The sequence below is a fragment of the Burkholderia sp. YHN3-13 genome, from assembly GCF_055810675.1.
The window spans coordinates 292302-305991 of the sequence record NZ_JBVVNQ010000001.1 but is presented as its reverse complement, the minus strand read 5'-3'; the positions used below and the strand labels follow the sequence as shown (position 1 = coordinate 305991).

Here is a 13690-nt window from a genome sequence, read left to right as displayed (position 1 = left end):
GTCGACGTCACTCAAGGCTCAAGCATGGACAAAGGCATACTCAAGAACGTTTCGATCAACTTCATCGGGCTGATCCTGCCGACCTTCGTGTCGCTGGTGACGGTGCCCGCCTACATCCACGCGCTCGGTGTCGAGCGTTATGGCGTCGTCAGCCTCGTGTGGACGCTGATCGGCTATTTCGGGATCCTCGATCTCGGGATGAGCATGGCCGCGCAGAACCACATCTCCAAGGCGCTCGCGAGCGGCAATGCCGACGAAAGCGCGCGCGTGTTCTGGAGCGCGTTCTGGCTGAATCTCGGCACCGGCATCGTCGGCGGGCTGCTGATCTATTTCGGCGCGTTCGTCTACACCGCGTACTTCACGAAGGTGTCGGCCGCGATGCAGCACGAGGTGTATCTCGCGTTGCCGTGGCTCGCGCTCGCGATTCCGCTCGCGAACGTGTCGTGGGTGTTCGCCGGCGCGATCAACGGTGCCGAGCGGTTCGGCGTGTTCAACACGAACCAGACGATCGGCACCTTCCTGTTCCAGCTGCTGCCGCTCGGCGCCGCGTGGTGGATCGCGCCGAACCTGCAGACGGTGCTCGCGGCGGCCGTCGTCGCGCGCCTGATCGCGGCGGTGATGCTCGGCCAGGCCAGCATCAAGGTGCTCGGCATCCGGCGCATCGATCCGCCGCAGTGGGGCACCGCGAAAGGGCTGTTCAACTTCGGCGGCTGGATGCTGATCGCGAGCACGACCAGCATGATCGCCGACACGCTCGACCGCGTGATGCTCGGCGCCGGCATGGGCGCGAAGTTCGTTACCTACTACACGGTGCCGCAGAACCTCGTCACGCGCCTGAACATGCTGCCGAACGCGCTCGTGCGCACGCTGTTCCCGCGCCTGTCGGCGGTCGGCCGCGACCATGCCGACACGCTCGCGCGCCAGTCGCTCGAATTCCTGAACGGCGTGTTCACGCCGGTCGGCATCGTCGCGATCTTCGCGCTCGCGCCGTTCCTCACGCTGTGGGTCGGCGCCGATCTCGCCGCGCATTCGGCGCCGGTCGGCCGCGTGCTGGTGATCAGCGTGTGGCTCGTCGGCCAGGCGAGCGTGACGCGGATCCTGATCCAGTCGCAGGTCAATCCGGCCCGTGCGGCATTCGCCGGGCTCGTCGAGATGCCGTTCTTCGTCGGCGGCCTGTGGTTCGGCATTCATCACTTCGGGCTGATCGGCGCGGCGGTGGTCGTCGCGGCGCGCGCGCTGGTCGACTACGGCGTGCTGCTGTACCTGTCGGCGATCCGGATGCGCGCGATCGTGCTCGACATGCTCGCGCACCTCGCCTTCCTGCTGGCGAGCCTGTTCCTGGCGCAGGCATGGCCGGGGCTCGGCGAGTCGATCGGCATGTGCGCGGTCGTACTGGTGCTGAACGTCGCGTGGTCGCTCACGATGACGCCGGGGTTGCGTGCGCTCGTGCGCGACCTGTTTGTCCGTCTCAATGCGAGGAAAACCGTATGAATCGCGATCTGGCGGAACACGCCGTATTGAATCTCTCCACGGCCGATGCCGCCGTGGCCGAAGCCGGCGACGTCGCCGCCCTGCGCCGGCCCGTGCCGGCCGGGCGCGCCAGCGCGCGGCAGCCGTCGCGCGCGCTGCGCGTGGCGATCGTCCACGACTGGCTCGTCACCTATGCCGGCGCCGAGCGCGTGCTGGAGCAGATCGTCGCGTGCTTTCCCGACGCCGACCTGTTCAGCCTCGTCGATTTTCTCGACGACCGCGCGTTCGTGCGCGGCAAGCCGGTGACGACGTCCTTCATCCAGAAGCTGCCGTTCGCGCGCACCAAGTACCGCGGCTACCTGCCGCTGATGCCGCTCGCGATCGAGCAGCTCGACGTGTCCGAGTACGACCTCGTGATCTCGAGCAGCCACGCGGTCGCGAAGGGCGTGCTGACGGGGCCGGACCAGGTGCACATCAGCTACGTGCATTCGCCGATCCGCTACGCGTGGGACCTGCAGCACCAGTATCTGGAGCAGTCGAATCTCACGCATGGGCCGAAATCGCTGCTCGCGCGGATGATTCTCCACTACATCCGCAACTGGGACACGCGCACCGCGAACGCGGTGGACGGCTTCGTCGCGAATTCCGCGTTCATCGCGCGACGCATCAAGAAGGTCTACCACCGCGACGCGGCGGTGATCTTCCCGCCGGTCGACGTCGACGCGTTTTCGCTGAACGCCGACAAGGAGGATTTCTACCTGACCGCGTCGCGGATGGTGCCGTACAAGAAGATCGACCTGATCGTCGAGGCTTTCTCGCACACGCCCGAGCGCAAGCTCGTCGTGATCGGCGACGGCCCCGAGATGCAGAAGATCCGCGCGAAGGCCGGCCCGAACGTCGAGATCATGGGCTATCAGCCGTTCGCGGTGCTGCACGACCGGATGCGGCGCGCGAAGGCGTTCGTGTTCGCGGCCGAGGAGGATTTCGGGATCTCGGTCGTCGAGGCGCAGGCGTGCGGCACGCCGGTGATCGCGTACGGCAAGGGCGGCGCGCTCGAGACCGTGCTCGACCCGCAGTCGAACCCGAACCCGACCGGGCTGTTCTTCGACGAACAGACGCCGCACGCGATCGTCGCGGCCGTCGACGACTTCGAGCGCGCGCCGCAGCGCTTCACGCCGGGCGCCTGCCGCACGAACGCGGAGCGGTTCTCCGCCGATACGTTCCGGCGGCGTTTCCTCGACTACGTGGAGGCGGCGCTGCCCGGTTCGACCGCGCAGCGCGGCACGGCGATCGCACCGATGCCGGCCGCGCGCGGTCCGGCGACGCTCGTGCTCGACCAGAGCGGCGTGCTCGGCGGCGCCGAGCTGTCGCTGCTCGAGATCATGAAGCACATGCGCGCGAACGCCGACGTGCTGCTGTTCGACGACGGCCCGTTCCGCGCGGCGCTCGACGAGATCGGCGCGCGTGTCGACGTGGTCGACCAGGGCGCGCTCGCCGGCGTGCGCAAGCAGGGCGGCGTGTCGTTCGGCGCGGTGAAGCAGCTCGTGCGGCTGGTGCGCGACGTCGCGCGCCGCGCGCGCCGCGCCGAAGTGATCTATGCGAACACGCAGCGCGCGATGGTCGTCGCCGCGCTGGCCGGGCGGCTCGCGCGCAAGCCGGTCGTCTGGCATCTGCGCGACATCGTCAGCACCGACCATTTCGGCAGCAAGCAGTTGCTGGCGATCAAGTATTGCGCACGGCTGGGCGTGACGCGCGTGATCGCGAACTCCGACGCGTCCGCGCAGGCGTTCCGCACGCTGACGGGCTTCACGCCGCAGCACGTCGACGTCGTGTTCAACGGTATTTCGGCCGAGCCGTTCGACGCGCTGGAAGGCGTCAACCCGGCCGCGCTGCGCACGCGCCTCGGGTTGCCCGAGCACGCGTGGCTCGTCGGCTCGTTCAGCCGCCTCGCGCGCTGGAAAGGGCAGCACGTGCTGCTGGAGGCCGCCGCACGGCATCCCGACATGCACGTGGTGCTGGTCGGCGCGCCGCTGTTCGGCGAGGACGAATACGCGGCGCAGCTGCACGAATTCGTCGCGCAACACGGGATGGACGAGCGGGTGCATTTCCTCGGGTTCCAGCGCGACGTGGCCGCCTGCATGACGGCGGTCGACGTCGTCGCGCATACGTCCATCACGCCGGAGCCGTTCGGGCGCGTGATCGTCGAAGGGATGCTCGCGCGCCGGCCGGTCGTCGCGGCCCGCGCGGGCGGCGTCGTCGAGATCATCGAGGACGGCGACAACGGGCTGCTTTGCGAGCCGGGCGACGCAATCGCGCTGGCCAGCGCGCTGGAGACGCTGAAGCGCGACGGTGCGCTGCGCGAGCGGCTCGTCGCGAGCGGGCGCGCGACGGCGGTGCGCCGCTTCGGCACCGAGACCTATGTGGAGCGCGTCGAGAAGATCCTTGCGGATACGGCGAAGGCCGCGAAGGCGAAGAAGCGGTAGCCGTTGCCGGCGCGCGCCGGCGGGAAACGAGCCCTCACGCGGCGGTGCGCCGCGTGAGGGCTTTGCTTTTCAGCGGGCATGATGGGTCCGGCGAGCGCCGGGCCGGGCGGTTTGCGGCGCGCATGACGCGCAAGACCGGACGATCGCGTCTGGATGGCGACCATGAAGCGGGGCAGCCGCGCGGTGGAAACCGGCCGGGGACGGCATGTGCGGGCTCTGGCGCGGTCGGACGGCGGCAGGCTGCCCATCCCCGCACACCCCGGCATGCAACCGCGTGCCGGCCATGAAAACGCCCCCGCACGGCGACACGCCGCACGGGGGCGCCGATACCCGACCGACTGCGTCAGACGGCCCGTTCGGGCTCCGGCGCGACGACGCGGGCCGGGCGCGTCGGCTTGAAGCTGGCCGACCACATCATCGCCGGCCGTTCGAACAGCCGGTAGAACAGGTACGCGACGGGGATCGCGGCGGCCATGAACGCGAACGACGGCCAGATCGACAGCTGCAGCTCGGAGTGGAACAGCACCGAGCCGAGGCAGACGAACAGCGGCAGGTGGACGAGGTACAGCGAGTAGCTGAAGTCGCCGAACCAGCTCAGCACGCGCAGCGGCGGCGTCGGGCGCGGCGGGCGGGCGAGCGCGCGGTACAGGAAGCACGCGAAGCCGGCCGACCACAGCTGGAACGCGCCGTACTGGCCGAAATGGAACGCGCCGCAGCCGGCGGCCAGCAGCACGGCGGCCGCGGCGTACCACGCGCGCGACGGCACGGGGGCGGCCGCGCCGCGCGCCTGCTGCGCACGCACGTCGGCGATCCATGCGCCGATCGTCCAGGACAGCCAGTACGACGTGAAGAACTGCAGGTCGTGCCGTTCGAGCAACCACGCCGACGCGACGTTGACGAGCGCGATCGCGGCCACGACGGCCGGCATGCCGATGCGCCGGCGCAGCGCGAACAGCAGCGGGTAGATCGCGTAGAACTGCACCTCGAGCGACAGCGTCCACAGCGCGCCGTTCGACCCGTACGTGTAGCCGGCCACGCCTTGCAGCGAGAACAGGTTCACGAGGAACGCGACGATGCCGACGTCGCGGATCTTGTGGCTGACGGGCTCGATCTGCAGGCTGACCGAGTCGAGCGCGAGCGTGAACAGCAGCGCCGCGAGCAGCACCGGATAGATGCGCGCGAACCGGCGCACCCAGAAGTTCGGCGCGTCGAGCCGGTACGCGGGATTGGCCGCGAGCTTGAGCGCCGCGTTGCGGTGGATGCAGTAGCCGCTGATCACGAAGAAGATCGGCACGCCGGCGGAGCCCCACGCGAACGGGAAGGTCAGGTAGCCGGCGATCACGCCCGGGTTCAGGGCATGACCGTAAGCCTGATGGAAGCTCTGCATGCCGACCCAGACGACCTGCCGGCAGTGGAAATAGGCGACGAGCAGCGCCGCGAAGCCGCGCATCGCGTCGATCACGTGTTCCTTGTGATCGGTGACGGGCGGCGCGGCCAGAGACGATCCGCTGAAAGCTTGCATGCGATTCGATTCCTTGCGACGGATGGAGGGGAAGTTTCACTCCATCGTAATGCGCAAGAATTCGATCAATGAATAAAAAAATCTTGCCCGGAAATAACGGTTTTCCACATGATGGATTTATCCCGGTCTGAAAGCGGCTCCGCGGGCGCGTCAATTATTTACCGATTTTTTTCTGATAGTTTGAAGCTCCAGATGATTGATGCAAGGAGCGGCAAGATGGACATGCATTGGATCGCGAGCGCTGCAGTACTGCTGGTCATGGCCGTGCTGTCGGCGTACCGGGAGGCGCTGAAGAACGAACCGATTCGCCCGGGTCTCGAACGGGGCGGCGTGCCCTATATCGAGGAATTCGAATCGTAAGAATTTGTATCCGGAAAATCGGTAATTTGTTTCTGTATCGGTACTCGGTCCGGCAATATCGACCGAATGGAAGGGATTATATTTTTTTCGGAATCATTGGGCAATCGTCCATATCGATAATGAGCGGAGTGGAATTGGCAGTGCCGTCGATTCTCGATATGCCGTTCGGAACACAATCGCGCCGGGTCGCGGGTCGACGCGGCGCAGTCAACGCAATCAGGATGCGAACATGTTGAAAGTCACCAAGGCCGTGTTCCCCGTTGCCGGTCTCGGCACGCGGTTCCTCCCGGCAACGAAGGCGAGCCCGAAGGAAATGTTGCCCGTCGTCGACAAGCCGCTGATTCAGTACGCGGTCGAGGAAGCGATCAACGCCGGTATCACCGAGATGATCTTCGTGACCGGGCGCAGCAAGCGCGCGATCGAGGATCACTTCGACAAGTCGTACGAGATCGAGGCCGAACTCGAGGCGCGCGGCAAGGAAAAGCTGCTCGAACTGGTGCGCGGCATCAAGCCGAGCAACGTCAACTGCTTCTACGTGCGCCAGCCGGAAGCACTCGGTCTCGGCCATGCGGTGCTGTGCGCGGAGAAGCTCGTGCACGGCGAGCCGTTCGCGGTGATCCTCGCCGACGACCTGCTGCATGGCGAGCAGCCGGTGCTCAAGCAGCTCGTCGACGTGTTCGACCACTATCACAGCTCGGTGATCGGCGTCGAGACGATCGCGCGCGAGGACAGCCGCTCGTACGGCGTCGTCGAAGGCCGCGAATGGGAAGAGGACGTCATCAAGCTGTCGGGCATCATCGAGAAGCCGGCGCCCGAAGATGCGCCGTCGAATCTCGGCGTGGTCGGCCGCTACGTGTTCATGCCGACGATCTTCGATCATCTGCGCAAGCTCAAGCCGGGCGCCGGCGGCGAACTGCAGCTGACCGACGCGGTCCAGTCGCTGCTCGCGAACGAGCAGGTGCTCGCGTATCGCTACTTCGGCACGCGCTTCGACTGCGGCAGCAAGATCGGCTATCTCAAGGCGACCGTCGAGCTCGCGCTCCAGCATCCGGAAGTGAGCCGCGAATTCGAGGCCTACCTGCGTACCTGTTTGCCCGCGCTGGCGGCTGTCGCATAGGCCGCTGCGCGCTCCGTCGTTTCAGGTGGTGGTTGTTCCGTTGGCCCCGGCCGCTCAGGCGCCGGGGCTTTTTTGCGTCCGCACGTGCGTGCGCGGTCGTGGTGCGCGAAGGCGGTGTGTCGTACCGGATTCGGGCGTGGGGCGCGGGGGCGCGGTACCGGCGCGGTGGTGCGCCGCGGCTGAAACCGGTGCCGAAGGACTGGCTCGGGCACGTGCTTCGGCGGTTCAGCGAGCGTGACGCACATGACGTGCGCGCGTGATGGCGTCGGGCCGGCGGGTGTCGCGAGATGAAGCCGCGCCGCTCGACGAGTGCCGGGCAGCGCGAAGGCGGCGCCGTCTTTCTGTTGGCCCGGGCGCGTCTGCGTGACCTTCAGCGCGGCGACGCGCTCGGTTGCGTGGCGAAGTGCCGGGCGAGCATCGTGGCGATCGGCTTCTTGAAGTCGAGCAGCCGCTTTTCGAGATAGCGCCAGGACAGGTGCGCAAGCAGCACGGCGAAGGCGAATTGCAGCATCTCGGGCAGTGCTTCACGGACGAATGCCGGCATCGGCACGTGCGCGAAGGACGCGGGCAGCACGCCGAAGCGCGTCGGAATCAGGTTGTGGAACAGGTAGAAGCCGTAGCTGATCGTGCCGAGATAGACGAGCGGGCCCCAGTCGAGCAGCGCGACGACGGGGTGGTCGGGCTCGCTGACGAGCCACAGCATCAGCGCGCCGAGCGACGCGGACAGGCCGAGGTCCGCGAGCCCCGCGACCGCGTCGGGCAGCGTCGTGCACGCGGGCAGCACGAGGAAGAACACGACGCCGGCCGCGCCGAGCCAGCCGGGCGGCACGCGACGCACGGCGGCCGTGCCGCGATCGGCAAGCGCCATCGCGCCGACGCCGCCGAGCGCGATCAGTGCGAAATTCCACGGGGAAAACGCGTAGATCAGCACCGGCGACGCATCGGACAGGTAGAGCGCGAGATGCGCGAGCGCGCACAGCGCGACGGCCGCGATGCCGAGCGCGACGTGTCGCGCGGCCGGTACCGCGAGCAGCGCGAGCGGCGCGATCAGGTAGAACTGCTGTTCAACCGCGAGGCTCCAGAAGTGCGACGTGGAGCCGGGCCAGCCGTCCTTCACGACACCGATCCAGTAATTCGACAGGAACACCGCGTGCCACGCGAGCCCCAGGTTGACGCCGCGCTGGTAGAACAGCGCGTGCGCGATCGCGAGCGCGGCGAGCAGCAGGTAGTACACGGGAAAGATCCGCAGCGCGCGCTTCGCGAGGAACAGCGCGAGCGCGTGGCGGCGCGTCATGGTGCCGCGTTCGACGGCCTGGCGGTTGCGATGCAGCTCGCCGACGATCAGGAATCCGCTGATGAGGAAAAACGTCCACACACCGAGCTTGCCGACGTCGACGGCAAGGACGTGGCCCTTGTGGGACAGGAAAACGAGGATGACGGCGAGGGCTCGCAGGCCGTCGAGTCCTTTGACGTATCTGACTTCGCGCATGGAGGCATCCGGGCATTGAGCGTGCCCAGTATAGGTGCGCAAATATCGAACGTAATTCGCGTTCCGACGTATACGTGAAGGCGTTTTTTGATGCTCGAGCGTCGATGAAGTCGGTCGCGCGCAACAAAACCTGCGGGAAACCCCGCGAAAACGCATAAAAGTACTGCACGAAGCGTCAAGGCGCTTGTAGAATCCGGCGTTGAAGCGCGCGCGTTGCACGCTTCGTGTATCCAACGACCACACCTGGTAGGAGAAACATGGCGACTTCCGCAAAAAAGGTGGCCAAGAAGGCTGCCGCACCGGCGACCAAGAAAGTGGCTGCCAAAAAGGCTGCGCCCGCGAAGAAAGTAGTGGCCAAGAAGGCTGTCGCGAAGGCAGCACCGGCTGCTCCGACGCCGCTGAAGGACAAGTTCACGAAGGCATCGCTCGCAACGCACATCGCTGAGCGCGCAGCTGTCGAAGTGAAGGCGGTCAAAGCAGTGCTCGCCGCACTCGAGAACGTCGTGCTGGGCTCGGTCCACAAGAAGGGCGCAGGCGAATTCACGCTGCCGGGTCTGCTGAAGATCACGGCACAAGTCGTGCCGGCGAAGAAGAAGCGCTTCGGCAAGGATCCGTTCTCGGGCGAAGAGCGTTGGTTCCCGGCGAAGCCGGCCAGCGTGCGCGTGAAGGCACGTGCGCTGAAGAAGCTGAAGGACGCGGCAGCGTAATGCCGCGCAACGACTGCCGAATACGTGTCGGCAGCCGTTGCGGAGTCCAGCGATCCCCGTACGCGAAAGCGTGCGGGGATTTTTATTGTGCCGCGCCACCCGCGCGGCGGCGAAGCGGCGGCGCGGCGACGATGCGCGCCACGACGTGCGACGCGCGTTGCATCGCGTGCCGCCCACGCGCGATACCGAATGGCGAACTGCGAACCGCAGTGGCGCCGGACGCGGTTTCGCCGCAGCCCGGCCATGCGCCGCTCGCGCCGCGGCCGTTGCGTGTGCATCGCAACGCACGCAGTCGTGACTGAATTCATCCCGGACGAAATCGCCGGACAGGTCGGCACGGCACGCGCCGCGATCGAGCGGCATCTCGGCGCAACGCTGGCAGCCATCCACCTGTTCGGATCGGCGCTCGACGGCGGCTTGAAACCGCGCAGCGACATCGACCTGCTGGTGACGGTGGCGGCGCGACCTGACGAAACGGTGCGGCACGCGTTGATGCACGATCTGCTCGCCGTGTCGGCGCCGCCGCACGGCGCAGGCGGCCTGCGCGCACTGGAGGTCACCGTCGTCGCGCACGGCGACGTGGTGCCGTGGCGTCATCCGGCGCGGCGCGAACTGCAGTTCGGCGAATGGCTGCGCCGCGATCTCGAGGCCGGCATCGTCGAACCGCCGCTCGTCGATCACGATCTGGCGATCCTGCTGACGAAGGCGCGGCAGCACAGTGTCGCGCTGGCCGGGCCGCCCGCGGTCGCGCTGTTCGAGCCGGTGCCCGCGCGCGATTTCGCCGCCGCGCTGCTCGATACCGTTGCGCAATGGAACGCCGAGCCGGACTGGCGCGGCGACGAGTGCAACGTGGTGCTCGCACTCGCGCGTATCTGGTACAGCGCCGCGACCGGCACGATCGCTCCCAAGGACGTTGCCGCGGCATGGGTGCTGGCGCGCCTGCCGGACGCGTATCGGCCGGTGGTGGCCGCCGCGCGCGACGCCTATCTCGGGGGCGACGCAGGCGCGGCAATCCTGGCCGGCGAACCGCTCGCCGCCTTCATCGGCTACGCACGGCGGGCCGTTGAGTCGATGCTGCGGGCGTAGCGGCGGATGCCGGTCGTGCGATCGGCGATCGGTCACGCATGCGCCGCAGCCCGGCGGATGTCGTCAGCCCGCCGTGCCCGCGAAGGCGGCTTTCAACGCGGCGTCGTCGAACTTGACCATCCGCATCATCGCCGCGGCCACGCGCGCCGCCTTGACCGGGTCGCGATCGGCCATCATCGGGATGAGTGCTTCCGGAACGATCTGCCACGACACGCCATAACGGTCCCTCAGCCAGCCGCAGGCGTCGGCCGTGCCGCCGTTGTCGATCAGCGCGTTCCAGTAGCGGTCGAGTTCGGCCTGGTCGGCGCAACTGACCAGCAGCGAGATCGCGTGATTGAACGTCTCCGTGCGCGGGTGGCTCATCGCGAAGAACGGCTGGCCGAACAGTTCGAATTCGACCATCCGTGTGCCGTCGGTGCCGGGTACTGCCGTGACGCGCACGATGCGCGAATCCGGAAAGATGCCGGCGTAGAAGGCCGCTGCTTCTTCGGCTTCCGTCGAATACCAGAGGAAAGGCGTGATCTTCTGAATCGTCATGGCGTATCTCCTGTATGAATGGGGCGACGCGCGAATCGCGTGCCGCCATCGACACGACGGACGACGATTGCCGAAATCGACACGCTGCGGCACATCGCGATCGCACCGGACGAGCGGCGCCGGCGGTGCGGAGGATAGTCGCTCGGCGAACGGATGGCGACCGGTGCTCCGCAAATGGCGTTCCCGGCGCTTTGCAGCCGTCAGGCGCCGCTGCCGGCCGGTCGGCGTGCGTGGGGCTCGGGTTCCGGCCGCCGGCCCGTGCAGCGGCTGCCGGCGCGCGGGAGACGGACGAAAAAAAGCCAGCCGCGGCCGAAACCGGGGCTGGCTTTCCAGGTCGGCGTGCAAGGCGTCGGAGACGCCGTGCACGCCGGAAACGTACTTCTTAGAACTTGTGACGCAGGCCGAGCGCGACGATTTCCTGCGAGCTCTTGCCGGCGATGCCGTACGAGCCGACCGACGCTTGCGCATCGGTACCGTCGGCGTTGTGGCCGCTGGCGTGCTGGTATGCGCCAACCAGGTACACGTCGGTGCGCTTCGACAGCGAGTAGTCCGCGCCGAGCGAAACCTGATGGTACTTGGCGTCCGTCTGGCCGCTACCCTTCGTGTAGATGTAGCCGACGCCCAGCAGCAGCGGTGCCGATGCCTGGTACGTGACGAATGCGCGACCCGTGTTGTACTTCTGGTTCGTGCCGAAGCCCGAGTTCGCATCAGCCTTGTACTGCGCGTTGCTGTAGCCGAGGCCGAACGTCACCGGGCCGAATGCATACTGGCCGGCGACTTGCGCGATCCCGATCGACGATGCCGACGTGTACGCGTTGTTGATGAAGCTGCCCGAGCCGTCGAAGATCGCGTCCGACGTGCCGGCCCAGCCGGTGCGTTGGCCAACTGCATTCAGCGGCGACGAGTTGTTGGCGTGGAAGTAGCCAGCAGCCAGGCCGAGCGGGCCGTTGTTGTAGGCTGCAGCTGCCGCCCACGTCTGACCCTTGCCGGTTGCGCCGGCGACACCGCCGAGTGCGTACATCGCTTCGACCTGCAGGCCTGCCCAGACCGGCGACGTGTACTTGATCGCGTTGCTGACGCGCAGGCTGTTGTCGTTGTTGTCGACGTCGCCCGGCGTGGCGAACACGCTGCCGAAGTAGTTGTCAGCCGTGACTGCCTGAACCAGGTCGACCAGCGGGTCGTACTGGCGACCCAGCGTCAGCGTACCGTACTGGCTGCTTTCCAGGCCGACGAAAGCCTGGCGGCCGAACATGCGGCCACCCTGGCCCAGTGCACCCGATGCCGAGTTGAAGCCGTTTTCCAACTGGAAGATCGCCTTCAGGCCGCCACCGAGGTCTTCGGAACCCTTGAGGCCGAAGCGGCTGCCTTGCAGGTTGCCGCTACCCATCGACCACGAATTGTTACCTTGACCGTCGTTACCGTGAACGTACGTGATCGACGTGTCGATCACGCCGTAGAGCGTCACGCTCGACTGAGCCTGAGCAGCACCGGCAGCGCCCAGCAGGGCGAGCGAGAGGGTCGAGAGAGCAAGTTTCTTCATCGTTGAGTTTCTCCACGCAAGTGATTCATCGTTATTTGTTGCGGATTGGAGAATAGCTCAGTGCCATACACGCAAGAAAGCTTAAAAAATAAAGTGTCTCGAAAAGGTAACAGCGTGAAAAAGTCCATATATATCAAGCACATCAACGACTGTTCCTGTTTTTGAAACAGTTGACAATTGCTGCGTCGCGATTGTTTCAAAAGTTGATGCACCGGACGGCCTGGTGCCTGTTTTGCGGGGTTCCGTCATGGAAACGAGGGTGTGCAAACGTTTGCCGTTGCAGCAATGTTCGTATGGGCACGCAAGGTGCGTGGGTCCGCCGCGCAAGGGCGCGGCGGGGGCAGCGGGGTGGCGGAGGGGCGGGCGTGCGTTGTGCCGGGCGCCGTCAGTCGCCGCGCGTGAGGTCGTTGCCGGCACCGGGTTGCGGTTCTGCGGCCGCCGCCGCCGCGGCGCCGGCCGGCCGATGCGCGTTGCCGCGCGCCGCCGCGAATTCCGCGCCGAGCAGCAGCACGATCGCGGAGAAGTACAGCCACATCAGCAGGACCGCGAACGATCCGGCCGCGCCGAATGCGCTGGCCGTGCCCGCATGCGCGAGGTACAGCGCGAACAGCTTCTTGCCGCCGGAGAACAGGATCGCCGACACGATGCCGCCGACCGCGGCGTCGCGCCACGCGACGCGCGCATCGGGCAGGAACTTCATCAACGACGCGAACGCGGCCGCGAGCACCGCGATGCCGACGAAGAACTGCACGAGGTTGGTGACGACCACATACGGCGAATTGCCCAGCAGCCAGGTGCCGACGAACGTGATCGCGGTATCGAGCACGAGCGACACGATCAGCAGGAACGCGACGCCGAGCACGAGTCCGAACGAGATCAGCCGCACGCGCACGAGCCCGAGCATGCTCGACCAGCGGTTCTCGGTGGCCGGCCAGATCACGCTGAGCGCGGCGCTGAGCGACGCGAACGTGGCCGACGCGCCGATCGCGAGCGCGGCGAACGAGATCAGCGTGGCCAGCCCGCCGCGCTCGCCCGCGCGGTGCGCGTTCTGCACGATGGTCTGGATGCTGGCCGCCGCGTCGTCGCCGATCAGCTGGTGCGCCTGCTCGAATACCTGGCCGCGCGCGGCATCATCGCCGTAGAACCAGCCGGCCACCGCGATCACCATCACGAGCGTCGGCGCGAGCGAGAACGCGGAGAAAAACGCGATGCCGGCAGCCATCGCGGAGCAGCGGTCGGACGAGAAGCGCTTGAACGCGGTGAGGGCCCAGTTGGCCTGTTGCTGGGCGAGACGGGTTGCTTCGGAAGTGATCTGTCGTTTCATGACGGGTCGGTTGTGCGCGGCGCGCGGATCGTCGGGGTTCATCGGATTATTCGGT

General features: G+C 66.9%; 11 protein-coding genes. 6 read left to right on the top strand and 5 right to left on the bottom strand.

Annotation, left to right across the window (positions count from 1 at the left end; all coding sequences use genetic code 11):
• The first annotated feature begins 24 nt into the window (after window positions 1-24).
• Together AC0KUR_RS01290 and AC0KUR_RS01285 are read left to right on the top strand one after the other, a co-directional pair.
• A complete protein-coding gene (locus tag AC0KUR_RS01290; protein WP_034185827.1) occupies window positions 25-1491 on the top strand; it encodes a flippase in 1467 nt (488 codons plus the stop codon).
• Window positions 1488-3953, top strand: a complete 2466-nt coding sequence (locus tag AC0KUR_RS01285; protein WP_034185828.1) for a glycosyltransferase family 4 protein — start codon at window positions 1488-1490, stop codon at window positions 3951-3953. Before AC0KUR_RS01290 ends, AC0KUR_RS01285 begins: the two co-directional genes overlap by 4 nt.
• A 343-nt stretch (window positions 3954-4296) precedes the next feature.
• Here the strand turns inward: AC0KUR_RS01285 and AC0KUR_RS01280 are convergent, their stop codons facing one another.
• The gene (locus AC0KUR_RS01280; RefSeq protein WP_473375230.1) at window positions 4297-5475 is read right to left on the bottom strand and encodes an acyltransferase family protein; all 1179 of its coding nucleotides are present in this window, start codon (window positions 5473-5475) and stop codon (window positions 4297-4299) included.
• A gap of 216 nt (window positions 5476-5691) precedes the next feature.
• Here AC0KUR_RS01280 and AC0KUR_RS01275 point away from each other — a divergent pair, with 216 nt between their 5' ends.
• Window positions 5692-5835, top strand: coding sequence for a hypothetical protein (locus tag AC0KUR_RS01275; protein ID WP_006479318.1), 144 nt, complete (start codon window positions 5692-5694; stop codon window positions 5833-5835).
• 229 nt (window positions 5836-6064) lie between these two features.
• On the top strand, window positions 6065-6952 hold the full coding sequence (galU, locus tag AC0KUR_RS01270; protein ID WP_034185830.1) for a UTP--glucose-1-phosphate uridylyltransferase GalU: 888 nt from the start codon (window positions 6065-6067) through the stop codon (window positions 6950-6952).
• A gap of 370 nt (window positions 6953-7322) precedes the next feature.
• On the opposite strand, the gene AC0KUR_RS01265 is transcribed toward galU, so the two are convergent.
• Complete coding sequence (locus AC0KUR_RS01265; protein WP_034185831.1) at window positions 7323-8441, bottom strand: acyltransferase family protein; 1119 nt, start codon at window positions 8439-8441, stop codon at window positions 7323-7325.
• A 257-nt stretch (window positions 8442-8698) separates the two neighbouring features.
• Between AC0KUR_RS01265 and AC0KUR_RS01260 the strand changes: the two genes are divergently transcribed.
• Window positions 8699-9148, top strand: a complete 450-nt coding sequence (locus tag AC0KUR_RS01260) for an HU family DNA-binding protein (protein WP_034185832.1) — start codon at window positions 8699-8701, stop codon at window positions 9146-9148.
• A 294-nt stretch (window positions 9149-9442) separates the two neighbouring features.
• Window positions 9443-10234 carry an AadA family aminoglycoside 3''-O-nucleotidyltransferase gene (locus AC0KUR_RS01255; RefSeq protein ID WP_473375229.1) on the top strand — a complete coding sequence of 264 codons (792 nt, stop codon included), beginning with the start codon at window positions 9443-9445 and terminating at the stop codon, window positions 10232-10234.
• A 63-nt stretch (window positions 10235-10297) separates the two neighbouring features.
• On the opposite strand, the gene AC0KUR_RS01250 is transcribed toward AC0KUR_RS01255, so the two are convergent.
• The 3 genes from AC0KUR_RS01250 to AC0KUR_RS01240 all read right to left on the bottom strand — a co-directional run bounded on the left by AC0KUR_RS01250 (window position 10298) and on the right by AC0KUR_RS01240 (window position 13635).
• A complete protein-coding gene (locus AC0KUR_RS01250; RefSeq protein ID WP_059558330.1) occupies window positions 10298-10771 on the bottom strand; it encodes a VOC family protein in 474 nt (157 codons plus the stop codon).
• 382 nt (window positions 10772-11153) lie between these two features.
• Window positions 11154-12311, bottom strand: coding sequence for a porin (locus AC0KUR_RS01245; RefSeq protein ID WP_034185834.1), 1158 nt, complete (start codon window positions 12309-12311; stop codon window positions 11154-11156).
• Window positions 12312-12696: 385 nt separating this feature from the next.
• On the bottom strand, window positions 12697-13635 hold the full coding sequence (locus AC0KUR_RS01240) for a YihY/virulence factor BrkB family protein (RefSeq protein WP_069705112.1): 939 nt from the start codon (window positions 13633-13635) through the stop codon (window positions 12697-12699).
• Between the last annotated feature and the right edge of the window lie 55 nt (window positions 13636-13690).